Genomic DNA, 24,632 nt, shown 5'->3' with positions numbered 1-24,632 from the left:
GCGGTGTCAGCGCGCACCGGCGGTGCCCGGGGGCAGGATGCCTTCCATGTCCGCGAGCCACGCATCAAGCAGCGCGCCGGTTTGCCCCGGCTGGTCCAGGTGGGCGTTGTGGCCGGCCTCCTCGAGCACCGCAACGGTGCAGTTTCCGTAGCGACCCGCCAACGCCAGTTGGTCCTCGAACCCCACCACATGGTCCTGGCGGCCCGCGATGAGAAGCACGGGGCCGCCGAATGACGACGCGCGGTCCTCGGGTTCGGCGGCCAACGGGTAGTTCCCGGCAATCCTGCCGACGGCCCTGCGGTCGAATGAGCGCAGGCCCGGCAGCGCGAAATCGCGGAAGCGCTCCCAATTCGCGGGGGACTGGATGACCGCCAGCTCGGCGTAGTCCGCCGCGTCGTTCGGGTCCAACGAGGCCAGCAGCTGCGGGTCGGTGCGCAGGATCGATCGGGGCGGCAGTGTGCGGCGGGACTTCTCCGTCACGGCCACCGGGCACAGCAGTCCAAGGCCCACGACCTGGTCGCCGAATTCGGCCACGAGGTGGCGTGCCAGCATGCCGCCAAAGGAATTGCCCAGGACGGCGAAGCGCTGGCTTCCCAGCTTTTCGTGGACGAAGTCCACCACGGCTTCGGCGACCGCGTCGGAGCCGCGGATGCCCCGCCCGGCCACGGAAGCGCCCATGCCCGGCAAATCGAGGTAGATCCGCCGCCACGTGCCCCGCGCGGCAAGGACCTGGTCAAGCCCGAGTAACAGCCGGTGGTCCACGCAGAGCCCGTGGATCATCAGGATCGGGGTACCGGAGCCGAATTCAACGAAGTGCACCCCTGCACGCTAGCAGCAGGCCGAGGCGGCACGCCCCGCCTGCAAAGGCGTGTGGTCCGGACCACTTCGGCGATAGTGTGGATCCATGTCGAACACCCCGCATTCGCAACACTTCGATGTCATCGTCGTCGGCGCCGGCCTGGCCGGGCTCGTCGCCGCCACCGAAGCCACGGCGGCCGGAGCGCGCGTGCTGCTGCTGGACCAGGAACCCGAGGCCAACCTCGGGGCCCAGGCCCACTGGAGCTTCGGCGGGATCTTCCTGGTCGACTCCCCGGAACAGCGCCGGCTGGGCGTCAAGGACTCCGAGGACCTTGCCCTGCAGGACTGGGAAAACACCGCGGGCTTCGACCGCGACGAGGACGACTGGGCACGCAAATGGGCGCGCGCCTACGTGCAGTGGGCAGCCGGCGGCAAGCGCGAATGGCTGCACCAACGCGGCATCCGCTTCTTCCCCGTGGTCGGCTGGGCCGAACGCGGCGGAGCCGGGGCCCAGGGACCGGGCAACTCCGTGCCGCGCTTCCACATCACCTGGGGCACCGGTCCCGGCCTGCTCGAACCCTTCATCCAAGCAGCCCGCACGGCCGAAGCCAAGGGCCAGCTGACCATGCTCTGGCGGCACCGGCTCGACGAGCTGGCCACCGAGAACGGTGCCGTCACCGGGGTGCGCGGCACGGTGCTGGAACCCGACCCGGCACCCCGGGGCATGGCTAGCAACCGCACCAAGGCCGGGGACTTCGAATACTTCGCCCCGGCGGTTGTCATCGCCACCGGCGGCATCGGGGGAAACCTGGACAAGGTGCGCGCCGCGTGGCCGCAGCGGCTGGGGACACCGCCCGAAACCATGGTGTCCGGGGTGCCGGCCCACGTGGACGGGCGCGGCCTGGACATCGCGCAAAGGGCCGGTGCGCGGCTGGTCAACGAGGACCGGATGTGGCATTACACCGAGGGCATCGCCAACTGGAACCCCGTCTGGAAGAACCACGGGATCCGCATCCTTCCCGGACCCAGCTCGCTGTGGCTGGACGCCACCGGCAAGCGCCTGCCCGATCCGCTCTGGCCGGGCTTCGACACCCTGGGCACCCTGGAGCACCTGCGCGCCACCGGACACGATTACAGCTGGTTCATCCTGAACCGGCGCATCATCGGCAAGGAATTCGCGCTTTCCGGATCGGAACAGAACCCCGACCTCACCGGCAAGGACATCCGTGCGGTGCTGGCGCGGGCCCGCGTGGATGTTCCCGGCCCGGTCCAGGCCTTCCTGGACCACGGGGAAGACTTCCTCCAGGCGCCCACGATCGACGAACTGGTGGGCAAGATGAACCGGCTCACCGGCTCCGATCTGCTGGACCCCGTCCAGGTGGCCGAGGTCCTCAAAGCCCGGGACTCGGCGGTGGCAAACCCCTTTGGCAAGGACGGACAGGTCGCGGCCATCTCCTCGGCCCGGAAGTACCTGGGGGACAAGCTGGTCCGCAGCGTCAAGCCGCACCGGATCACCGACCCCCAGGCCGGTCCGCTGGTTGCGGTGCGGCTGAGGATCCTGACGCGCAAGTCGCTCGGCGGGATCCAAACCGACCTGGACTCGCGGGTGCTCGACGCCTCCGGAAACCGGGTCGCCGGGCTATACGCGGCGGGCGAAGCCGCGGGATTCGGCGGCGGCGGACTCCACGGCTACCGTGCGCTGGAGGGAACATTCCTGGGCGGCTGCCTCTTCAGCGGAAGGGCGGCCGGCCGGCATGCCGCGACGGCCCGGGCGCGGGCATGGGTCGAGCCACCGGCTTCCCCGTGAAGATGCGGGGAGCCCGTGGCTCGAAGGTGGGCGGAAAGGTCAGTGCGTGAAGTGGTACACCGTTCCGAAGAGAATCGCCGAGAGGCTGAACGCCACACCGATCATCATCGGAGCCCAGGTTCCCTGGGCAGCAATCAAGAAGACGGCGAACGTCGCAAACAGCAAGGTCGCCAGGATTCCGCCGAGGATGATCGATCCACCGCCGTGGTGGTGCACGGCAGTCTGTACATTTCGATGAAATAGAGTAGCCATAACCTCAGGGTAAGCCGAAGAACCGGGAAATACGAGGGAAAGAATCATGAAGGATCCACTGCAGGAAACGGCCGGTGACTGGCGCCAGGTTTTTGGTGCCTTGGCCAACGATGAGACCCGCCGCTACTACGCCCAGCAGGTCCTGGGCCTGGACAGCGACCTGCGGCCCGAACGCGCGGCCAAGGCCAGGGCCAACCTCGCCAACGCGGGGCTTTTGGACCGGGAGGGAGCGGTGGATGACCAGCTGTTCGCGCGCGTCCTGGCCTCAGGTGCACGGAAGGCCCCGAAAGAAGGGGTCGACCGCTTCCTCGACGCCGCCGGACGCATCGATCGCTACCCCAAGAGCCAAGGGGAGCGCCTGGGCTTGCTGCGAGTGGTGGCAGGCAAGGTCATGGGCCACGGGCAGCAGCTCACCGAGGTGGAACTGACCGCCAGGCTGGGGGAGTTCACCGACGACCCGGTGCTGCTGCGCCGCTACCTCGTCGACCACGGCATGCTGCTGCGCCAGCCGGACGGCTCGGTGTATCGCTTGGCCGACGGCTCCGACTAGGAACGGAAATTGTGCCAACCTTCCCCACGGGGTAACTTCATTGTGAACGGTTTCCGGCATTTGCCACCCTCCGTCCCCGCGTTCCAGGAGCCCCATGTCTGACCCCTATGCCCGCCCCGGTGGCGATCCGAACCATGGATCGTGGCCGACCCCCGGCGGGTACCCGGGGCAATACGCCCAGAACCAACGGCCTTATCCGGGGACGTACCCGGGGCAATATCCTCCCCAGGGCTACTACGGCACCGGCGGCGGCTACCCGCCCCCACGCACGCACGGGGTGACGGTCTTCGCGATGGTCGCCGGCATCGTGGCCGCGGTCGTCTCGCTGGTCCCCTTCGTGGGCTTCGTTTCCTTTGTATTGGGCCCCCTGGCGATGGTGCTGGGCATCGTGGGCATCGCCAAGCGGATCAACAGCCGCGGCTTCAGCATCACGGCACTGGTGACAGGAACCTTTGCGTTGCTTGTGTCGATCCTTTACGCGGTGCTGTTCTCCACGATGCTCTCGTACTTCGACAACACCCAAAGCTTTGAATTCACCGCCAACGGGAGCGGGGAATACCAGGTCACGGTGGCCAAGACCGCGGACCCGCCGAAAACCACCCGCCAGCGCGGGCCCTATGCGCAGACGGTGGAGGCCTCCACGCTCTTCGGCGGCATCACGGCCACCAATCCGGACGGCAGCGACGAGTTCGTCAGCTGCCGGATCCACGACACGGCGGGCAACCTGCTGGTGGAGGACTCGCACTCCGGCCCCTATGCGGTGGCCGTATGCGAGCTCAGCGATGTGCTGGTGCGCAAGGTCGAGGACATTGAATTCCCCGACCAGGTCAACGCGCGCGAGCTGGACTGACTATTTCCCGGCGTCCCGATCCCTGCGGGCCTCGATGATCCGGCGGATCGAGAGATCCAGCACGGGGTAGTCGGCGCCGGGACCCAGTGCCAAGAAGCACGGGGCCTCGTGGTCCGGGAGCATGGGCCCGTCATAGCGGAAGCCCAGGTAGCGTCCGCCGGCACGGCGCACCAGCAGTGCGCCGGCGGAGACGTCCCAGGGCTTGGTGTCAAAGCCGATGGTTGCATCGCACCATCCGGCGGCCACGTGGGCCAAGGCCAGGGCTGCAGAGACCTTTCGGCGCACCGTGGCAAAGGACGTGACCCAGGAGCCGAACTCGCGCAGCGCCGAGTCCCCGTCGCGGGCGATTGCCTCGGCCGAGGGGTAGTCGGTCATGATGTTCGCGTGCCGCTGCTCGGGCCGGGCCGAGGGGGCCAGGATGCTCCCGTTGAGGTAGGCATGCGCGGCATCGGCGGTGAACTCCAGGTCGGCGACCGGATCCAGTACGACGGCGGCGAGCAGTTCCCCGTTGCGGGCTGCGGCAATGGAGATGCAGAAGAAGGCAACTCCGTGGGTGAAGTTGCTGGTGCCGTCGATGGGGTCCACGATCCACTGGATGGAACCGGCGCCCGTGCGACCACCCTCTTCGCCCAGCACCCAGGAGTCCGGTTCGGCCGCCAGGAGGTGTTCGCGGATGACCGCCTCGCTGTGCCTGTCGAAGGCCGTGACCAGGTCATGGGCGTTGGTTTTGTTCTCCCGTTCCACCCCGGACCGGAACGCGTCGCGCAGAATCGGTGCGGCCAGCCGCGCGGCGTCCAGCGCGATGGTGCGCAATCGTGCGGCCAGGTCGATCTCGGAGGTGCTGAAGTTTGCGGTGCTCACGATCCACCAGCCTAGCGCCGCTGTGAGAAGCATCAAATTAGTTTGACTAGGCAACTAAATTGCCAATATGGTTGCCTCAGGCAACATTTGCCTTGATCAACCATATTCTTGAAGGAGCCCGATCCCTTGTCGCGCGGCGAAACACCAACCCTTGAACTGGTCGAAAGCCTCATGGCGCTGCGGCGCACGCTGCGATGCGTCGAGCACGCGGGGGAGACCAGCGGATCCTTGGGGTTTGCCGCCCTGGGCGTGCTGGCCTATATCCAACGCCACCAGCCAACCCGCGCCACCGACGTGGCCCAATGGATCGGCATCGGCCCCGCCGCGCTGAGCCGCCAGGTCGCCGAGCTCGAGGGTGCGGGATTGCTCGTGCGCTCGCCGAGCCCCACCGACGCCCGGGCCCAGCTGATCTCGCTCACCCCCAGGGGTGCGGAAGAGCTCGGCCAGGCCTACACCAGGCGTGCCGGCCTGCTCGCGGAAATGCTCAAGGACTGGGATGGGGCGAAAATCTCCGCTGCCGCAGCCACCGTGAACGAAATCCAGGGCGTGCTTCGCGTCGGCCTGGATGCCCGTGGAGGAAAGACCACCATGGCCCCGCGAGGCCCAGAGGAGAGCCCCAATGTCTGAGCCGCAGTCGGTCGATCTGACGCGGGAGCGCCACGGCGACCAACCTCAGATGAGCCAGAAGGAAGTGCTGCGCTCCATCACCGGCGTCCTGGCCTCATTCTTCGCCGCCATGCTGGCAACCACCATCGTTGCCATCGCGCTGCCCACCATCATGGATGCCCTGGACGGCACGCAGACCGACTTCAACTGGGTCATCACCGCAGCACTGCTGGCCAACGCCGCCACCACCCCGATCTGGGGCAAGCTCGCCGACCTCTTTGACAAGAAGAAGCTGCTGCAAATCAGCATCGTCATCTTCGTGACCGGATCCATGCTGGCGGGATTTGCCATCAACATCCCCATGCTCATGAGCGCCCGCGTCATCCAGGGCATCGGCATGGGAGGGCTGACCGCCATGGGCATGGCGGTGATCGGCACGGTCATCCCGCCGCGCGAGCGCGGCAAGTACTCCGGCTACTTCGGCGGGGTCATGGCGGCCGCGACGGCCGGCGGACCGCTGCTGGGCGGCCTGATCGTCGATTCCCCGCTGGGCTGGCGCTGGACCTTCTTCATCGGGATCCCCATCGCCATCATCTCCATGTGGCTGATCCACAAGACCCTGCACATCGCGCACATCCCGCGCAAGGTCTACATCGACTGGGCCGGCGCGGTGCTGGTGACCATTTCGGTTTCCGTGCTGCTCATCTGGGTGTCTTACGTGGGCAAGGAGGGCTTCTACGAGTTCAACTCCTGGCAGACCTACGCGATGGTCGGCGGCTCGCTGGTGCTCATCGCCCTGCTGCTCTGGGTCGAGGGCCGGGTCCCGGAACCGGTGATCCCGCTGCGCATCATCGCCACCCGCACCACCGCCCTGGCGATCCTCGCCTCGATCTCCATCGGCGTGGCGATGTTCGGCTCCGGAGCCTTCCTGGGCCAGTACTTCCAGGTGGCCCGCGAGGCGACCCCCACCCTGGCCGGGGTCATGACCCTGCCGATGATCGCGGGCAACCTCTTTGGTTCGGTCTTTTCCGGCCAGTTGATCTCCCGCTTCGGGCGCTGGAAGATCTTCCTGGTCATCGGCGGCTTCGTCAATGTCGGTGCCCTGGGACTGCTGGGCATGATGGCCCACGACACCAACTACTGGATCCTGGCCACCGGCATGTTCTTCAACGGCCTGGGCATGGGGTTCATGCTGCAGAACCTGGTCCTTGCGGTGCAGAACACCGTCAAGGTCACCGACATCGGCACCGCCAGCTCCTCGGTGGCTTTCTTCCGGGCCGTCGGAGGTGCCGCCGGCGTGGCGGTGCTCGGGGCGATGCTCTCGGACAAGGTCTCGGTGCTGGTGCTCGATGCGTTGAAATCCGCGCACCTGGTCTCGCCGGACGGTTCCACGGGAGTCGCGGCAGGGGGCACCTCGCTGAACCTCACGGAGATGCCGCCGGCGGTGCGCCTCATGTATGAAAACGCGCTCGGCGATGCCACCGGCGTGGTGTTCATGACCTCGGCCATCGTCGCCGTCATCGGGCTGGTGTGCATCCTGTTCATCAAGGAAGTGCCGCTGCGCCGGACCGTGTAAGGATGTTATCGGTGGTTGACGTGGGCAAAGATCGGTCATTTCGGATGAAGTGACCCGGGCTTTGGATAATGCATCCGAGACTCCCGTCACGTACCTTGCGTAGTGTGAGCTGCGTCGTACCGACGGAAGGAACCGCGATGACCAGCACCCCCACGCAAGGCAGCACCGCAGCACCCGCGCTCAAGAAGGTCCTGGGCCGATGGGACACCCTCGCCATCGGCGTCGGCGCCATGATCGGCTTCGGCTGGGTGGTGCTCACCGGAGACTGGATCACCACCGCGGGCCCGCTGGGCGCATCCCTGGCCATGGTCGTCGGCGGCGGAATCATGGCCGTTGTCGGGCTGACCTACGCCGAACTGGTGGCCGCGATGCCGCGGGCCGGCGGCGAGCACAACTACCTGCTGCGCGCCATGGGCGCGCGCTGGTCGTTCGCCGGATCCTGGGCCATCGTGGGCGGCTACATCACCATCGTCGCCTTCGAAGCCGTGGCCCTGCCCAAGACCGCGCTCTATCTCTTCCCCGACCTGAACAAGGTCCACCTCTGGGACATCGCCGGATCCGAGGTCTACCTGACCTGGGCACTGGTCGGCGTCCTAGGCGGGGTGGTCATCACGGCCATCAACATCCGCGGCATCAAGACCGCCGGGGTCGTGCAGACCTTCGTGGTCCTCTTCCTCTTCGCCATCGGCGCCGTCCTGCTCTTCGGGTCCTTCACCGGCGGCTCCACCGCGACCATGGAACCGTTCTTCAACAACGGCGTCGCGGGGTTCTTCGGCGTGATGATCATCGTGCCGTTCATGTTCGTCGGCTTCGACGTGATTCCGCAGTCCGCCGAGGAATGCGACATCGAACCAAGGCGCATCGGAAAGTACGTCGTGATCGCCGTGCTCATCGCCACCGCCTGGTACGTCATGGTCATCCTGGCGACCTCCTCCGGCATGGGGCAGGGGGCGCTGGCCACCTCCGAGCTCGCCACCGCCGATGCCATGGGCGCGCTCTTCGGCTCGGCCATGATGGCCAAGGTGCTGATCGCCGGCGGCATCGCGGGCATCCTGACCTCCTGGAACTCGCTGCTGATGGGCGCCTCCCGCCTGCTCTACGCGATGGCCGCCTCCGGCATGCTGCCGGCCTGGTTCGCCAAGCTGCACCCCAAGTTCCACACCCCGGTCAATGCGCTGCTGTTCATCGGCGGGCTCTCGGTACTGGCCCCGTTCTTCGGTTCGGCCATGCTCGGCTGGCTGGTCGACTCCGGCTCCCCGTCCATCGTGATCGCCTACCTGCTGGTCGGGGTGGCGTTCGTGATCCTGCGCAAGCGCGAACCGATGATGGAGCGCCCGCTGCGCATCGGCGGGAAGGGAAACTTCGGCCAGGCCATCGGCGTCACCTCGGTGATTTTCTGCGCCGGGCTGATCAGCCTCTACCTGCCGGGCATGCCCGCAGCGATCGGGATCCAGCCGTGGCTGCTCTTCGGGGCGTGGTGGGCCATGGGCTTCGTCTTCCTGCTGCGGGTGCCGCGCGGCATCGAACCGGGCATCAACGCCGAGGAGGAACTACTGGCACGCCTGGCGATGCGCAAGGCCGCCAAAGTGGGGGCAAGCTTCGGGCAGGTCCCGCAGGCCGCCGTGGACAACAACGTGAAGGAATCCGAACGCGCATGAGCACCATCCGCCCCCTTGAGGGAATCATCGTCGCCGACTTCTCCCGGGTCCTGGCCGGCCCGCTGTGCACCATGACGCTGGCCGACCTCGGGGCCACGGTCATCAAGGTCGAACGCCCCGGCACCGGGGACGACACCCGCAGCTGGGGGCCGCCCTTCTCCGCCACCGGCTCGACCTACTTCGAATCGGTGAACCGCAACAAGCAGTCGGTCGCCCTGGACCTCGCCGACCCCGCCGACAGGGAGGTGGCCAAGGAACTGGCGCTGCGCGCCGACGTGCTGGTGGAAAACTTCAAACCCGGCGGCATGGACAAACTGGGCCTTGGCTATGCGGAACTCTCCGCACGGAACCCCGGGCTGGTCTACGCCTCGATCTCCGGCTTCGGCTCCGCCGGGGGAGCCCACCTGCCCGGCTACGACTTCATCGTCCAGGCCCTGGGCGGGCTCATGTCGATCACCGGGGAAGCCGGTGCCGACCCGATGAAAGCCGGGGTTGCGCTGGTGGACGTGCTCACCGCCAAGGACGCAAGCATCGGGGTGCTCGCGGCGCTGAGTGCCCGCAACTCCTCCGGGCACGGCGCGCACGTGGAGGTCAACCTGCTCTCCAGCCTGCAAGGAGCCTTGGCCAACCAGGGCCAGGCGTACCTGGGTGCGGGCAAGGTCGCCACCCGCATGGGCAACGAGCACCCCTCTATCGTGCCCTACCAGTTGCTGGCGTGCGCCGACGGATCCGTCGCCGTGGCCTGCGGCAACGATCGCCAATTCGCCARGCTCTGCGCCGAGATCGGGACCCCCGAGCTCTCCTCCGATGCGCGCTTCGCGACCAACTCGGCGCGCGTGGCCCACCGCGCGGAACTCATTCCGCTGCTCGAGGACGCGCTGGGTGCCGACACCGGCGCCAACTGGCAGTCCCGTTTCACCGGCATCGGGGTGCCGGCCGGGAAGGTGGCCGGGATCGACGAGGGGCTGGCCTACGCACAGTCCCTGGGACTCGAACCTGTCATCGAGGTGCACAATGCCGAAGGCCTGACGGTCGGCAAGCAGGTGCGCCACCCGATCACCTGGACCCCGGAGCTTGATGCGCCCACCGTCGCCCCGCCGCAGCTGGGCGAACACACCGAGAGCATCCGCTCCTGGCTGGAAAGCGCTACCGGCCCCGTTCCCGGGTCACGGGACATGGCGCAGCTGAACCCCTGATTCCTCGCGGCGCATCGCCAGCCACAGGTGCGCGGCGACATCCGGGTCGTCCAGGTCCACGCCCAACAGGCCGGATGCCACCGAGATCCGGTGGCGCAGCGAATTCCGATGGATGCCCAGGGCCCGTGCCGCATCTTCCCAGGTGCCGCGGGCCCCGAGGTAGGCGTGGACGGTGGCCAGCAGGTCGGCGCGCGGATACTCCGCCAGCGCCCGCACCCAGCCGACGGCCTTCGCGTCCTCGCTGGCGTCCACCGCAACCAGGCGCCCGGCCGGAGCTTGCAGCACGGCCCGGCGCAACACCGCAAGGTTCCCCGGGATCTCGCCCAGGGACACCGGGTCGCCCAATGCCGCGGCCAGCGACCCAAAGGCCTCCGGCTCGGCGGCCCCGGCAATCCCCAGCAGCGCATCTTGCTCCAGGGACTGCCCGCCCCCGTCGACCGGCCCGCTGCCGATCCCGGAGGCAGGAAGCACCAGGTAGAGGATTCCGTCCTGGACGTGGCGCAACGTGCAGGCGTCCACCGCGGCGGCCAAATCGGGCAACCCCGGATCGGCCACCAGCTTTGCCGCGGCCCGCGCCGCCAGCCCGGGATCGTCCCCGTCGGAGAGCATGATGCCAAGCAGCCGTACCCGTGTGGGCAGTTCGGCCAGTCCCACATCCTCGGCAACCATGTGCGCGGCCTCGGTCTGGCCGTGCAGCAACAGCTTGGTGGTCGCCGCACCCAGTGCGTTGGTCGTGCCGATGACCACCTCGCGCTGCCGCGCGCGCAGGGCCAGCAGCGTGGAGACCGTCATGATGACCTGCCGGTCGGCGCGGGTCAGCGTGCGCCCCGACCCGATGCACAGAAACCCGTGGATCCGGGTGCCCAGCAGAATCGGGTAGAGCACCACCGGCTGGCCCTGCACCTCGAAGGTGGCGGCCGAGGGCACCCCGGCCTTGTGGAAGCGGATCGATTCGGCGCGCAGCAGCCCCACCAGCGAACCGGCCGAAGCCGGCCACACGGTCTCGATTCCGGCATCCGCCGGAAGGTACGCGGCCCAGCCACCCAGCGCCTGAGCCAGCCCGCGCACCACGGCATTGGTGGCATCCGGGCGCATCGCTGCCCGGGCCAGCGCGGTCTGCGTGCCCAGCGAATCCATCAGGTTCGCGGTGTCGTCCCGGGCGGACAGGCGCCAATAGGCGCGTGAGACGTGCTGGAACGGCACGCCGTCGGGAACGATCGCCAGCTCGATGCCCGCGGCCTGGCTTGCTGCCAGCACGTGCGCGGGGACCTCCGTGAGCCACGGCCCCAGCCCCAGGCCCACGGCCCGCACCTTCCTTTCGCCGAGCCGGACCATGTAGGCGGCGGAGAGCGCGGCGGACCTGGCAAAGGGCATGCCGGTGGTCAGCAGCAGCTCCCCGCCTTCGAGGTACGGGGTCGGGTCTTCCAGCTCGGAGACGTGTACGCCGGTGACCGGTTTGGCACTGAATTGTGCACCCGGGACGGGCACCAGCTCGGGCCCGAGCTCGGCACCCATCTGCAACAAGGAGATCATGGGTTGAATTATCCAACACGGACGCGTGCCTTGGGTGAATCATCCAATGACGCGTGTCACGCCCTGGCATAACGTAGAACGCATGACCGAAACGCTCCCGGCCCTCGACGCCGCCACCATTCCCCAGTCCCGCCACCTCGCCACCGCCATCCCCGGCCCGCGTTCCACCGCGCTGCACGCCGAACGCGCAGCCCAGGTAACCAATGGCTTCGGGATCGCCCTGCCGGTCTTCGTCACCCGCGCGGACGGCGGCATCATCGAGGACGTCGACGGCAACCGGCTTATCGACTTCGCCTCCGGCATCGCGGTGACCTCGCTGGGCGCCAGCAACAAGCGCGTGGCGCAGCGCGTCGCGGCCCAGCTCGAGGCCTTCACGCACACCTGCTTCATGGTTACCGAATACGAATCCTTCACCCAGGTCTGCAAGTGGCTCAACGAGAATACCCCGGGCGACTTCGAGAAGCGCACCGGCCTGTTCTCCACCGGCGCCGAGGCCGTGGAAAACGCCATCAAGATCGCCCGCGCCGCCACCGGACGAGCGAACGTGCTGGTCTTCGACGAGGCCTACCACGGCCGTTCGCTGCTCACCATGGCCATGACCGCCAAGGTCAATCCGTACAAGTTGAACTTCGGCCCGCTGCCGGCCGAGATCATCCGAGCGGCCTCCGCCAACCCGCTGCGCCCCGCCCAGGGCCTGGCCGCCGGCGCCGAGGCCGCGCTGGCCTCGGTCGAAGCCACCATCCTCGAACACGGTGCCGACACCTTCGCCGCCATGGTCATCGAGCCGATCCAGGGCGAGGGCGGCTTCATCGTCCCGGCGCCCGGGTTCATCCCGGGCCTGCGCAAACTCGCCGACAAGTACGGCATCGTGCTGGTCATCGACGAGATCCAGGCCGGCATGGGCCGCACCGGAACCCTCTTCGCCTCCGAGCACGAGGGCGTCGCCGGGGATTTGATCCTCACCGCCAAGGCACTGGCCAACGGCGTCCCGCTCTCCGCGGTCACCGGACGCACCGAACTGATGAACGCACCGCACGCCGGCGGTCTGGGCGGCACCTACGCCGGCAACCCGCTGGCCTGCGAGGCCGCACTGGCGGTCTTCGAGCAGTTCGAGGACGGCACCTTGCTGGCCAACGCCCGCCGCATCGAGCAGATCGCCCGCGAAGTCCTCGAGCCCCTGTTGGCTTCAACCGACATTGTTGCCGAGGTTCGCGGCCGCGGGGCCATGCTTGCCATCGAGCTGGCCGATGCCGGGACCCTGGCACCGCGCGCGGATTTGGCCAAGGAAATCTCCGCGGCCTGCCACGCGCAGGGCCTGATCACCCTGACCTGCGGCACCCACGGCAACGTCGTGCGCCTGCTGCCGCCGCTGGTCATCGGCGAAGAGCTGCTGCGCGACGGACTGGACATCCTGGCCCGGGCCATCGCCGACGCCGCCAAGTAGCCTGCCGGGCATCCCCGAACCACCCCCACGACTTTCTTTGGAGAACACCATGAGCCTCACCCTGCACGACCACGAAACCCACCAGCTGGACCCGGCCGACCTGATCAACTTCGACGCGCTGCTTTCCGCCGAGGAGCTCGCCCTGCGCGCCAAGGTCCGCACCTTTGTCGACGAGGCCATCAAGCCCAACATCGCCGGTTGGTACGCCGACGCGGTCTTCCCGCTGGAAATCGTCCCGGAGATGGCGAAGCTCGGCCTGCTGGGCATGCACCTGAAGGGCTACGGCTGTGCCGGCGCCACCGCCGTGGAGTACGGCCTGGCCGGCTCCGAGCTGGAGGCCGGGGATTCGGGCCTGCGCACCTTCGTCTCGGTGCAGGGTTCGCTGGCGATGAGCGCGATCTACAAGCACGGCTCCGAGGAGCAAAAGCAGGAATGGCTGCCGAAGATGGCCGCGGGGCAGGCCATCGGCTGCTTCGGGCTGACCGAACCAACCGCCGGCTCGGACCCCTCGGCGATGAAGACCTTCGCCCGCCGCGACGGCGACGACTGGGTCATCAACGGCACCAAGCGCTGGATCGGGTTGGCCAACGTCGCGCAGGTCGCCGTCATCTGGGCACAGACCGAGACGGGCATCCGAGGATTTGTGGTCCCCACGCAGACCGCCGGCTTCAAGGCGACCCCGATCGAGCAGAAGCTCTCGATGCGGGCCTCCATCCAGTGCGAGATCGAATTGACCGACGTGCGCCTGCCCTCCGACGCGGTGCTGCCGAACGTGGTGGGCCTGAAGGGACCCTTCTCCTGCCTGAACGAGGCCCGCTACGGCATCATCTGGGGCGCCATGGGGGCGGCCCGCGACGCCTTCGAGGACGCCCTGGCCTACTCGCAGCAGCGCCTGCAGTTCGACAAGCCGCTGGCCGGGTACCAGATGACCCAGCAGAAGCTGGTGGACATGGCCCTGGAAATCAACAAGGGCTACCTGCTGGCCCTGCACATCGGCCGCATGAAGGATGCCGGCACCCTGGATTTGCACCAGATCTCGGTGGGCAAGCTGAACAATTGCCGCGAGGCCATCAAGATCGCCCGCGAGGCCCGCACCATCCTGGGCGGCAACGGCATCACCCTTGACTACTCGCCGCTGCGCCATGCCAACAACCTGGAATCGGTGCGCACCTACGAGGGCACCGACGAGGTCCACACCCTGATCCTGGGCAACAAGCTCACCGGCGTCCCGGCCTTCCGCTAACGCCGGCCCCTGAATCGAGAGCATTGAGATGACCGAAACCATGACGCATACCGACACCGTGCCGCTGCGCCTGCTCATTGACGGGGCCTGGATCGAGGGCACCGGCAAGGACCTCGAATCCACCTCGCCGACCGATCCCGGGCAGGTTGTCGCCGCCGGCGGCACCGCAACCGTGGACGACGTGCGCACCGCCATGGCAGCCGCGCGCGCAGCAGCGGCCGACTGGGCCGCAACCCCGATGGCCGAACGCGGGGCGTACCTGGCCCGGGCCGCGGGAATCGTCACCGCCAACGCCGAGGCGTGGGGCACCGAGCTGGCCCGCGAGGAAGGCAAGACCGTCGCCGAGGGCCGCGGCGAGGTGCTGCGCGCCGCACAGATCCTTTCCTACTACTCGGCCGAATCCGACCGGCTGGCCGGGGAGGTCTTCTCCTCCCCGCGCCGCGGCGAAAAGATCCTGGTGACCCGCAAGCCGCTGGGCGTCGTCGGTGTCATCACCCCGTTCAACTTCCCCATCGCGATCCCGGCCTGGAAGATCGCCCCGGCACTGGTCTTCGGCAACACCGTGGTGTGGAAACCCGCCTCCGCGGTGCCGTTGCTGGCCATGCGCCTGGCCCAGGCGCTGGTGGAGGCGGGCCTGCCCGACGGCGTGCTGAACCTCGTCATCGGATCCGGTGCGCTGGGCAACGAGATCGTGAACCACCCGGAGCTTGACGGGCTCACCTTCACCGGATCCACGGGAGTGGGGCGCAAGCTCGCCGCCGCTGCCGCCGGTGCCGGGGTGCCTATCCAGGCCGAGATGGGCGGCAAGAACGCCTCGGTCGTGCTGGAGGATGCCGACCTGGAACTCGCGGTGGAACAGGTGCTCTTCGGGGCCTTCCGCTCCACCGGCCAGAAGTGCACCGCGACCTCGCGGCTGATCCTGCAGGAGGGAATCGCCGACGCATTCCTGGCACGCCTGCGCGAGCGCTTGGGCCAGTGGAAGACCGGGGATCCGACCGATCCGTCGGTGCACATGGGCCCGGTGGTCTCTGCCTCTGCCGCCGAGGAAATCCGCGCGGGGATCGCCACATCGATCGCCCAGGGGGCCGGCATCGCCTTTGAGGGCGATGTCTCGGGCCTGGGAGACGCCTTCGTGGCTCCGACGGTGCTCGAGGTCCCGGATGCGGTCAACGACGCGTGGCGCGAGGAATTCTTCGGACCGGTCCTCGCGGTGCGCCGCGTGGCCACCACCGAGGAGGCCTTTGCGCTGGCCAACGACTCCGAGTACGGCCTCAGCTGTGCGCTGTTCACCCAGGACCTGTCCAAGGCCCTGGCCGCCATGGAATCCATTGACGTGGGAATCCTGCACGTGAACTCCGAATCGGCCGGCGCCGATCCGCATGTGCCCTTCGGCGGGGCCAAGAAGAGCGGCTACGGCCCGAAGGAACAGGGTGGCGCGGCGAAGGAATTCTTCACGCACACCACCACCGTGTACCTGCGCGGGGCCTAGCAATACCCGAGACGGGGCGCCCGCCGTCATCCGGCAAGACCGGATGCGGCCGGCGCCCCGAGCCCTGTCTAGGATAGGCATCGGGCATGGCCGAAAACGTGAGCCAGCGAACAATTGACGAAAGTGTGGAGCCAGCAATGAGCGCAGTGACAGGCATCGAGAACATTTCCAGCATCCTGGTCATTGGAGCCGGAACCATGGGACGGCAAATCGCCATGAGTGCGGCGCTGGCAGGATACGCGACCACCATCCAGGACATTTCGGAGGACGGGCTGGCCGCTGCCCGCACCGAGCTCGAGGGCTGGGCAGCCTCGCGGGTGGCCAAGGGCAAGCTGGAACAAAGTGCCGCCACCGCGGCTTTGGACGCACTGGCCTACAGCACCGACCTGGATGCGGCGGCCGCCCACGCCGACTTCGTGATCGAGGCCGCCACCGAGCGCCTGGACATCAAAACGCAGATTTTCGAGAAGCTCGGAGTGCTGGCGCCGGCCCACGCCATTCTGGCCACCAACTCCTCGACCCTGGGTTCCTCCAAGGTTGCCGAGGCCACCGGCCGCCCGGCCCAGGTGTGCAATATGCACTTCTTCAACCCGGCCCTGGTCATGAAATGCGTCGAGGTGGTGCGCCACGGGGAGACCAGCGACGCCACGGTTGAAACCACCATGGAGCTGGCTCGACGGCTGGGCAAGGAGCCGGTGCTGATCAACCGCGAGATCCCCGGCTTCATCGCCAACCGCCTGATGGGCGCGATCCAGCGCGAGGCGCTTTTCCTGGCCGACTCCGGCATCGCCAGCATCGAGGACATCGACACCACCGCGCGCACGGCGCTCGGCCACCCCATGGGTCCCTTCGCGCTGATGGACTTGGTCGGGCTGGACGTCATCGACTTCATCGCCCAGGCCACACACGCGGAAACCGGCGCGGTGCAGGACGCCCCCAATGAGCGCATCGCGGCCCTGGTGGCCGAGGGCAAACTTGGCCGCAAGTCGGGCGCCGGGTTCTACGACTACAAGGGCTAGCCGAGGCCGGCCGGCTCCGGCGCATGGGGACCGAATCAAGACGGATCCGGCTTCCTGTCCCGTAGCCAAGCGAACCATCTAATTGAAGGGCAATCAGCCATCGGCACTGAACCGGATTATGGATGCCATTGAGCCGTACGCAGGTTCTGGCCGCCGCGTTCGGGGTGAAGTCAGCGGGCCTATTTGCTTACCTGGGGTGTTGGAGCGTCCGTGGAATTCACGGGTCGCCTTTTCCTGCACCAAGAATTCATCCGGGTCGTTAGGTTTGCCGTGTGATGCATGGTGTCCCGGGCTTGGCGACCTTCAAGAGTGGCCAGCCAAGGCCGGATTCTGCAAGCTTGCCCCATGGGACGGTGCCGTGCGGCCCTGCCGTCAATCGCCAACTCGGTCATCTTCGTCGCTGGTCCGACCCTTGGCATTGCGTTGACACCCATGCATTTGAGCGTGGACGCTCATGGACTGCGGCAGTGAACGGCTCAAACGGGAAGTGCAACGGGGCCGTTGAACGGTACTACGGAGCCAGATTATCCGTATCGTGGGAACCGAATACCACGAAAAGCATGACATGGATCACAGTCACTGCTATGGTCAGAGCATGCAAATGGTCGCTATTTACCGGGCATGTTTCTAAATGAGTGGCCAGCGGTACCGGACGCAACGGGATTGCCGATTCACTCATTCAAGGAACAAGGGGAGTCGCGTCTATGAACAACGGGAGAGCCGGTTTGGAATGCGGAAACGCCGACTGAACGCAGCAAGCTTTCAAGAGCACTTTAAGTGTCTTGTGAACCAACCACATTGATGATCTGAAATTATCGGAGGACCTCATGGGTGGAACGATTGCATGGCCGAAAGGGCAGATTGCCCACGGAGCCTAAGCTGGCCTGCATGCAGCGAGCCAGCTGAACCAGATATTGGCTCCTGGCGCTGATACGCAGGCCGCTTTGTTGCGCGCCCATCATCAATCGTTCGTTCACAGCGCTTCCCACACTGGTGGGAAGTAGGAGGAAGCGGCATGACCGCCAAGACAACCCCAGATTCTCAGTGTTTGATTACCGTTAACGGAACGGTGCGGGAATTCACCGGACCAACGCATACCAATGCCCTGGACTTCCTGCGCGGTGAAGGACTTACCTCTTGCAAGGAAGGCTGCGCCGAAGGCGAGTGCGGGGCCTGCTCCATCCTGGTGGCCCGGCCCGACGGCGATGCCGCACGCTGGACCGCAATGAATGCCTGCCTCCTGCCGGCCGCAGCCCTCGACGGGCAGGAAGTGGTTACAGCCGAGGGGCTGGGGGACCGCACCGACCTGCATCCGGTCCAGCAGCAGCTGGCCGAGCGCGGTGGCTCGCAATGCGGCTACTGCACCCCGGGATTCGTCTGCAGCATGGCCGCCGAATACTACCGGCCGGAACGAGCAACCCCCACCGGAACCCTGTCTGAGGACGAGGATGCAAGGGAGCAGCACTGCGGGCCGAACGGCTTTGACCTGCATGCGCTCTCGGGCAACCTGTGCCGGTGCACCGGGTATCGGCCCATCCGCGATGCAGCTTTCGCACTGGGCACGCCGGCCGTCGATGACGCGCTGGCCGCCCGCCGGGACCAGCCGGCACCGACAGTGGTGGCCACCGACCTGKCTCGCCCCGATGCCCCCACGGGCCAGCTCGGGCGCTACCGGCGGCCCGGAACCTTGGAGGAAGCACTGCGGATCCTCTCCGAGGAACCCGAGGTGTTGCCCCTCGCCGGTGGAACCGACTGGGGTGTGGAGGTCAACATCAAGGGGGCACGGGCCCGTTCCCTGCTGGCCATCGACCGGCTGGATGAACTGAGGCAACTGGATTTCACCGACACGCACATTGAAATCGGGGCGGCCTGCACGCTCAGTGAACTGGAACGCGGCCTGCAGGGCCGGATCCCGTTGCTGGGCAAGCTCTTTGGCCAATTCGCTTCCCGGCTCATCCGCAACAGCGCGACCATCGGCGGGAACCTGGGAACCGGTTCGCCCATCGGCGACACCCCTCCGGCCTTGTTGGCCCTGGAAGCCGAGCTGGTGCTCAGCTCGGCCAGCCGCCAACGGGTGGTGCCATTGGCCGACTACTTCACCGGGTACCGGCAAACGGTCCGCCAGCCCGGCGAGCTGATCACCGCCATCCGCATCCCCCTGCCGCTCTCCGGTTTGACGTCCTTCCAGAAAATCTCCAAGCGCCGCTTCGACGACATTTCCAGCGTGGCCATCGGCTACGCGCTCACCGTCGAGGACGGCATCATCGGCAAGGCACGGATCGGCTTGGGCGGGGTGGCGGCCACCCCGTTGCGGGCCACCGCCACCGAAAAGATGTTGGAAGGCCGGTCCTGGGAGCTGGAAACCATCCGCGCCGCGGCCCGGGTCATGGGGGACGAGGGAACCCCGATGGATGACCACCGGGCCAGCGCCGACTACCGGCGGGCGATGCTCGCATCCTCGCTGGAGCGGTTCTTCGCCGAACAACTGCACGAGACCAACCTGTTGAAGGGAGAAGGCAAATGAGCCAGTTATCCCAACGTCCAGACCTGCCCATCGTCGGGGAAGCCCATCCGCATGAATCGGCGGTGGGACATGTCACCGGAAGCGCCTTGTACACCGACGACCTGGACCGGCGGATGGTCGGTGTGCTGCACGCCTACCCGGTGCAATCCACCCAGGCACACGCAAGAATCCTGAACCTGGACAGTGACGGGGCCTACCGGGTTCCCGGCGTGGTCCGGGTGATCACTGCAACGGACATCCCTGGGGTCAATGACCAGGGGGCAAAACACGATGAACCAATGCTGCCGGTGGACGAGGTCATGTTCTACGGCCAGGCCGTGGCGTGGGTTCTCGGCGAGGACCTGGAAGCCGCCAAGGCCGGGGCGGCTGCCGTCGAGGTGGACTACGAACCGCTCGACTCGTTGATCACCTTGCAGGACGCAATCGCCGCGCAAAGCTTCCACGGAATACAGCCGGTGATCGACAAGGGCGACAGCAAAGCCGCATTGAGGGACGCCGCGCACGTTTTTGAAGGGGAATTCGAATTCTCCGGGCAGGAACACTTCTACCTGGAGACCCAGAACTCGCTGGCCTTGGTGGACGAAAGCGGCCAGATGATGATCCATTCCTCCACCCAGCACCCCACCGAAACCCAGGACATCGTCGCCCACATCCTGGGGATCCCCGCACACCAGATCACCGTCCAAGTGATACGCATGGGTGGCGCCTTCGGCGGCAAGGAAATGCAGTCGCACGGCTATGCCGCGGTGGCTGGCCTCGGGGCCCTGCTCACCGGACGGCCGGTGCGGGTGCGGCTGGACCGGACGGTGGATATGACCATGACCGGCAAGCGCCACGGTTTCCATGCCAGCTGGAAAATCGGTTTCGACGACGAAGGCAAGATCCTGGGCCTGGATGCGACCCTGACCGCTGATGGCGGGTGGAGCCTGGATCTGTCCGAGCCGGTGCTGACCCGGGCCATGTGCCACATCGACAATGCCTACTGGATACCCAATATCCGGGTCCACGGCCGAGTTGCCAAATGCCACAAGACCTCGCAGACGGCGTTCCGCGGCTTCGGGGGACCACAGGGCATGCTGGTCATGGAGGACATCCTGGGGCGGGTGGCACCGCAACTCGGGATGAGCGCCCGGGAACTGCGTCGCCGAAACTTCTACGTCCAAGGCCAGGACACCCCCTACCACCAGCCGGTGCGCCACCCCGAACGGATGGAAGCCGCTTGGCAGCAGCTGCTGGACGGTGCGGAGATTGAACGTCGCGAGGCCGAGATTGCCCGGTTCAACAAGGATCACGAGCATGCAAAGCGGGCCTTGGCTCTGACCCCGGTGAAATTCGGGATCTCCTTCAACCTCACCGCGTTCAACCAGGCTGGCGCCCTGGTGCTGGTCTACAAGGACGGTTCGGTGCTGGTGAACCACGGTGGCACCGAAATGGGGCAGGGGCTGCACACCAAGATGCTGCAGGTGGCCGCCACCACGCTCGGAGTCACCCTCGACACCATCCGGATGGCACCGACTCGTACCGACAAGGTCCCCAACACCTCGGCCACGGCAGCCAGTTCGGGCAGCGACCTGAACGGCGGGGCGGTGAAGGATGCCTGCGAACAAATCCGTGATCGGCTCGCCCAGGTAGCCGCGGTCAAGCTGGGCGTTCCCGCCCACGAGATCCGGTTCAGCCGAGGTACGGTCTCCAGCCTCGACGGACGCGAATCCATCAACTGGAAGGATCTCGTCCACGCCGCCTACTTCCAGCGGGTCCAGCTGTCCGCCGCGGGCTTTTACCGGACCGAAGGGCTGCACTGGGACTTGGGCATCATGAGGGGGGAACCATTCAAGTACTTCGCCTATGGGGCGGCGGCCAGTGAAGTGGAGGTCAGCCGTTTCGACGGTTCGTACACCCTGCGCCGGGTGGATGTGGTGCATGACGTGGGAGATTCGCTCTCCCCGCTGATTGACCTGGGGCAGATCGAAGGCGGTTTTGTGCAGGGTGCGGGTTGGCTGACCCTGGAGGACCTGCGCTGGGATACCAGCGACCGGCCCACCAGGGGGCGGCTGGCGACCCAGAGTGCCAGCACCTACAAGATCCCGAGCCTGTCGGAAATGCCCGAAGTCTTCAACGTCTCGCTTCTGGACAAAGCCCATGAAGAGGGCGCGGTCTACGGTTCCAAGGCGGTGGGGGAACCTCCGCTGATGCTGGCCCTGTCCGTGCGGGAAGCCTTGCGCCAAGCGATTGCCGGCTTTGCCCAACCCGGAACCGGTGTGGACCTGGCTTCGCCGGCGACGCCCGAAGCGGTGTTCTGGGCGGTCCAGGCGGCCCGCGAGACCAGCGAATTAGTCAGCCCGCGATCCTCATGACCTGGATTGATACGGTGATGCGGCTTCGATCCCGTCGTGCCCCGGCGGTGTTGATCACCCTGGTTGAAGTGCGCGGGCATGCACCTCGTGAAGCCGGAACCAAGATGGTTGCCACCATTGATGAGCTTTTTGAAACCATCGGTGGCGGCAACCTGGAGATGACCGCGGTGGCACGGGCACGGCAAATGCTCACCGATTCGCAGGACGTGCCCGAAACCATGACCTTGCGGCTGAATGACAAGGCTCCGGCGACCTATGGCCGGCAATGCTGTGGAGGCGAAGTGACGATTTTGCTGGAACCGATGGCAGTGCCCGAAGCAATGGCGATCTTCGGCGTTGGCCATGTGGGCCTCGAACTTGCCCGCATCCTTTCACGACAAGACATTGAACTGTACTTGAGCGACTCGCGTGCGGAAAACCTGCAGGGCTTGGAAGCGCTTGAACCGTCGGTGGCGCGAATTCATCCGAGACCAGCCGTCATTGGCGAGGAGGTGCTCAGCCGGTTGCCCAGCGGAACGCACGTGCTGATCATGACCCATGATCACGCCGAGGACTTCCATCTGTGCGATGCCGCGTTGCGGCATCCGAATCTTGGCTCGATCGGGCTGATCGGGTCGAACGCCAAATGGCAGCGATTTCGCAAGAACCTTGCGGACAGCGGCCATAAGGCAAATGCAATTGAGAGGATCGACTGCCCCATCGGGGACCCCGAGGTGGTCGGCAAGGACCCGGCCACCATCGCGGTCAGCGTGGCAGCAGACCTGCTCAAACGCATGAACAAGGTCAGCACTGTCAAAGTCTGACCCTCAGCCGTTCGGCCTGGTGGATGTGTGGGCTGTTTACGGCAAAATCCAATTATTTCCATGAGTGGCGCCCAACCGGGGTGCCACCGGGGAATTCGTGCACCCAAAAATGACGAGGAGGTCCTCTGTGCGTGCTGCAGAAGGGCAGGCCATGCGTGGTTCAAGGCCAGAAGACGAAAAATTGCCGATTGGTCGCAGTTTCACCTACGGGTTGCAACACGTGCTGACCATGTATGGAGGAATCATTGCCCCGCCCCTGATCGTTGGCGGTGCCGCGGGACTCACCCCGGCCGAACAAGGCGTGCTGGTGGCCAGCTGCCTGTTTATTGGTGGGCTTGCGACGATCTTGCAGACGATTGGGCTCCCGTTCTTTGGTGCGCAATTGCCCCTCGTCCAAGGAGTTTCCTTTGCCTCGGTGGCCACCTTGGTGGCCATTGTCAACGGCGGCGGCGGCATGCCGGCGGTGTTTGGTGCGGTGTTGGTTGCCTCGGTGATCGGATTCGTTATCGCGCCATTCTTTGCCAGGATAATTCGGTTCTTCCCGCCGGTGGTCACCGGTGTGGTGATCACGATGATCGGCCTGTCACTGACCCCGGTGGCAGCCAATTGGGCCATGGGCGGGGACTCCGAAGCGAAGGACTACGGAAGTCTGGCCAATATCGGCTTGGCGGCAGTGACCTTGCTGGTAGTGCTGCTGCTGTCCAAGGTCGGCTCAGCCGCGATTTCCCGACTTTCGATCCTGTTGGCCATCGTCATTGGCACGGTGATTGCCGCGCTGAGCGGGATGGTGGATTTTTCCACGGTGTTCGAAGGCCCCTTCTTTGCGGTCCCGACCCCGTTTGCCTTCGGCTGGCCGGTCTTCGAGATCGGCGGCATCATCTCCATGACCATCGTGGTGTTGGTGACCTTGACCGAAACCACGGCGGACATGCTGGCTGTCGGTGAAATCACCAAATCCAAGGTGAATTCCAAACGGATTGCCGATGGGTTGCGCGCCGATATGGCTTCCTCGATTGTTGCCCCGATTTTCAACACCTTTACACAGACAGCGTTTGCGCAGAACGTGGGGCTGGTGGCCATTACGGGCATCACCAGTCGGTTTGTGGTGGCTGCCGGTGGCGGCATCCTGGTGGTTCTCGGGTTGCTGCCGGTGTTGGGACGCGTGGTCGCCGCGGTGCCCGCTCCGGTACTGGGTGGAGCGGGAATCGTACTCTTTGGAACCGTCGCAGCCTCGGGCATTCGCACCCTGGCGACAGTCAAGTATGACGGGTTGAACCTGGTGATTGTGGCCGCGTCCATTGCCTTCGGATGCCTGCCGATCGTCAGCCCGACCTTCTACAACAGCTTTCCTGACTGGTTCTCCACCATTTTTGCCTCGGGGATCTCTTCAGGCACGCTCATGGCCGTGGTGCTGAACCTGCTGTTCAACGAAATGAAATTTGGTACACCAGCCAAGGATGCCTCGGTCTTTGCCGCGGCCCCGCCGCGGGTCGTTTGCCAGGACGACATCTGCGCCTTGCTTGACGGCGACCAATATGCCGACGGCAAGCTGATCGACAAGGAAGGGCGCGAAGTTCCTGTGGTCACCCAGGAGGAATATGCCCAGATCGAGACCGGTGACATGGACAGGCCGGTCCCGAGAAAACACGAAGGCGGTGCTGGAGAGTAGATTCATGCCCTGACAGGACCTTGTCGGTCGCTGCCGAGGCTGTCTTGCCCCACCCGCCGGTGACGCAAGACAGCCTCGGCATGACCGGGGCCTGACACTGGACTAGCCCGGCCTTTTCATGAAGCGGGGCGTCATTAAGTGCCTTTAACGTCGAAAAGGTGAGCTGATCTGGGAAAATAGAGGTACCACACCTTTTTATCCACCAGAACAGGGCTCACCTTTTCGATGCTTAACGATACCCGTGTTTTCCCGTCCCTCCCGGCAGCCCCGACCGGCCAGTCGCTGGTTTCCCACGCCGGCCTGAACGTGCTCACCTCCTTCCTGGACGCGACCGGCTTCGGCGCCCTGTGCGAAGAGCAACTGGCCGGGTTCGTTCCCGAGACGGCCACCCACCGCCCGG

19 protein-coding genes and 1 pseudogene are annotated in these 24,632 nt (G+C 66.2%); 16 read left to right on the top strand and 4 right to left on the bottom strand.

Annotated elements, in window-relative coordinates:
* Positions 1–6: 6 nt before the first annotated feature.
* Complete coding sequence (locus BLJ79_RS18735; protein ID WP_071216304.1) at positions 7–819, bottom strand: alpha/beta fold hydrolase; 813 nt, start codon at positions 817–819, stop codon at positions 7–9.
* Positions 820–904: 85 nt separating this feature from the next.
* Here BLJ79_RS18735 and BLJ79_RS18730 point away from each other — a divergent pair, with 85 nt between their 5' ends.
* On the top strand, positions 905–2,605 hold the full coding sequence (locus BLJ79_RS18730) for an FAD-binding dehydrogenase (RefSeq protein WP_071216303.1): 1,701 nt from the start codon (positions 905–907) through the stop codon (positions 2,603–2,605).
* Positions 2,606–2,644: 39 nt separating this feature from the next.
* Here the strand turns inward: BLJ79_RS18730 and BLJ79_RS23070 are convergent, their stop codons facing one another.
* Positions 2,645–2,905, bottom strand: coding sequence for a hypothetical protein (locus BLJ79_RS23070; protein ID WP_139194967.1), 261 nt, complete (start codon positions 2,903–2,905; stop codon positions 2,645–2,647).
* Between BLJ79_RS23070 and BLJ79_RS18725 the strand changes: the two genes are divergently transcribed.
* Complete coding sequence (locus BLJ79_RS18725; protein WP_071216302.1) at positions 2,904–3,407, top strand: DUF2087 domain-containing protein; 504 nt, start codon at positions 2,904–2,906, stop codon at positions 3,405–3,407. The two genes, BLJ79_RS23070 and BLJ79_RS18725, sit on opposite strands and share 2 nt — an antisense overlap.
* A gap of 94 nt (positions 3,408–3,501) precedes the next feature.
* Positions 3,502–4,257, top strand: coding sequence for a DUF4190 domain-containing protein (locus tag BLJ79_RS18720; protein WP_071216301.1), 756 nt, complete (start codon positions 3,502–3,504; stop codon positions 4,255–4,257).
* On the opposite strand, the gene BLJ79_RS18715 is transcribed toward BLJ79_RS18720, so the two are convergent.
* Positions 4,258–5,118, bottom strand: coding sequence for an inositol monophosphatase family protein (locus tag BLJ79_RS18715; RefSeq protein ID WP_071216300.1), 861 nt, complete (start codon positions 5,116–5,118; stop codon positions 4,258–4,260). It lies immediately after the preceding gene.
* A 126-nt stretch (positions 5,119–5,244) separates the two neighbouring features.
* Here BLJ79_RS18715 and BLJ79_RS18710 point away from each other — a divergent pair, with 126 nt between their 5' ends.
* The 4 genes from BLJ79_RS18710 (at position 5,245) to BLJ79_RS18695 (ending at position 10,154) form a co-directional block, all read left to right on the top strand.
* Positions 5,245–5,745 carry a MarR family winged helix-turn-helix transcriptional regulator gene (locus BLJ79_RS18710; protein WP_071216299.1) on the top strand — a complete coding sequence of 167 codons (501 nt, stop codon included), beginning with the start codon at positions 5,245–5,247 and terminating at the stop codon, positions 5,743–5,745.
* Positions 5,738–7,300 (top strand): MFS transporter, encoded by a 1,563-nt coding sequence (locus BLJ79_RS18705; RefSeq protein WP_071216298.1) that lies wholly within the window; start codon positions 5,738–5,740, stop codon positions 7,298–7,300. Before BLJ79_RS18710 ends, BLJ79_RS18705 begins: the two co-directional genes overlap by 8 nt.
* Positions 7,301–7,437: 137 nt before the next feature.
* Entirely contained in the window at positions 7,438–8,958 is a 1,521-nt protein-coding gene (locus tag BLJ79_RS18700; protein ID WP_286135520.1) for an APC family permease, read from the top strand.
* Entirely contained in the window at positions 8,955–10,154 is a 1,200-nt protein-coding gene (locus tag BLJ79_RS18695; protein ID WP_071216297.1) for a CaiB/BaiF CoA transferase family protein, read from the top strand. Before BLJ79_RS18700 ends, BLJ79_RS18695 begins: the two co-directional genes overlap by 4 nt.
* Here the strand turns inward: BLJ79_RS18695 and BLJ79_RS18690 are convergent.
* Positions 10,125–11,687: a PucR family transcriptional regulator gene (locus BLJ79_RS18690; protein WP_071216296.1), complete on the bottom strand. Its 1,563-nt coding sequence runs from the start codon at positions 11,685–11,687 to the stop codon at positions 10,125–10,127. The two genes, BLJ79_RS18695 and BLJ79_RS18690, sit on opposite strands and share 30 nt — an antisense overlap.
* Positions 11,688–11,769: 82 nt before the next feature.
* Between BLJ79_RS18690 and BLJ79_RS18685 the strand changes: the two genes are divergently transcribed.
* The 9 genes and pseudogenes from BLJ79_RS18685 to BLJ79_RS23835 all read left to right on the top strand — a co-directional run.
* Positions 11,770–13,131 carry an aminotransferase class III-fold pyridoxal phosphate-dependent enzyme gene (locus tag BLJ79_RS18685; RefSeq protein WP_071216295.1) on the top strand — a complete coding sequence of 454 codons (1,362 nt, stop codon included), beginning with the start codon at positions 11,770–11,772 and terminating at the stop codon, positions 13,129–13,131.
* A gap of 49 nt (positions 13,132–13,180) precedes the next feature.
* Entirely contained in the window at positions 13,181–14,374 is a 1,194-nt protein-coding gene (locus BLJ79_RS18680; protein WP_071216294.1) for an acyl-CoA dehydrogenase family protein, read from the top strand.
* Between the two features lie 28 nt (positions 14,375–14,402).
* Positions 14,403–15,863 carry an aldehyde dehydrogenase family protein gene (locus BLJ79_RS18675; protein ID WP_083411468.1) on the top strand — a complete coding sequence of 487 codons (1,461 nt, stop codon included), beginning with the start codon at positions 14,403–14,405 and terminating at the stop codon, positions 15,861–15,863.
* 137 nt (positions 15,864–16,000) lie between these two features.
* Positions 16,001–16,882, top strand: coding sequence for a 3-hydroxyacyl-CoA dehydrogenase family protein (locus BLJ79_RS18670; RefSeq protein WP_071216293.1), 882 nt, complete (start codon positions 16,001–16,003; stop codon positions 16,880–16,882).
* A 1,015-nt stretch (positions 16,883–17,897) separates the two neighbouring features.
* Positions 17,898–19,406 (top strand): xanthine dehydrogenase small subunit, encoded by a 1,509-nt coding sequence (locus BLJ79_RS18665; RefSeq protein ID WP_071216292.1) that lies wholly within the window; start codon positions 17,898–17,900, stop codon positions 19,404–19,406.
* Positions 19,403–21,760: a xanthine dehydrogenase molybdopterin binding subunit gene (xdhB, locus tag BLJ79_RS18660; protein WP_071216291.1), complete on the top strand. Its 2,358-nt coding sequence runs from the start codon at positions 19,403–19,405 to the stop codon at positions 21,758–21,760. Before BLJ79_RS18665 ends, xdhB begins: the two co-directional genes overlap by 4 nt.
* Entirely contained in the window at positions 21,757–22,563 is an 807-nt protein-coding gene (xdhC, locus tag BLJ79_RS18655; RefSeq protein ID WP_071216290.1) for a xanthine dehydrogenase accessory protein XdhC, read from the top strand. Before xdhB ends, xdhC begins: the two co-directional genes overlap by 4 nt.
* A 109-nt stretch (positions 22,564–22,672) precedes the next feature.
* Positions 22,673–24,232, top strand: a complete 1,560-nt coding sequence (locus BLJ79_RS18650; RefSeq protein ID WP_083411467.1) for a nucleobase:cation symporter-2 family protein — start codon at positions 22,673–22,675, stop codon at positions 24,230–24,232.
* Positions 24,233–24,457: 225 nt separating this feature from the next.
* A pseudogene (locus BLJ79_RS23835) lies at positions 24,458–24,632 on the top strand (IS1380 family transposase); the annotation flags it as partial.

The organism is Arthrobacter sp. UCD-GKA (assembly GCF_001863355.1).
Classification (GTDB): Bacteria; Actinomycetota; Actinomycetes; order Actinomycetales; family Micrococcaceae; genus Paeniglutamicibacter.
The sequence above is the reverse complement of the archived record's forward strand: the minus strand, read 5'-3'. Positions and strand labels throughout refer to the sequence as shown.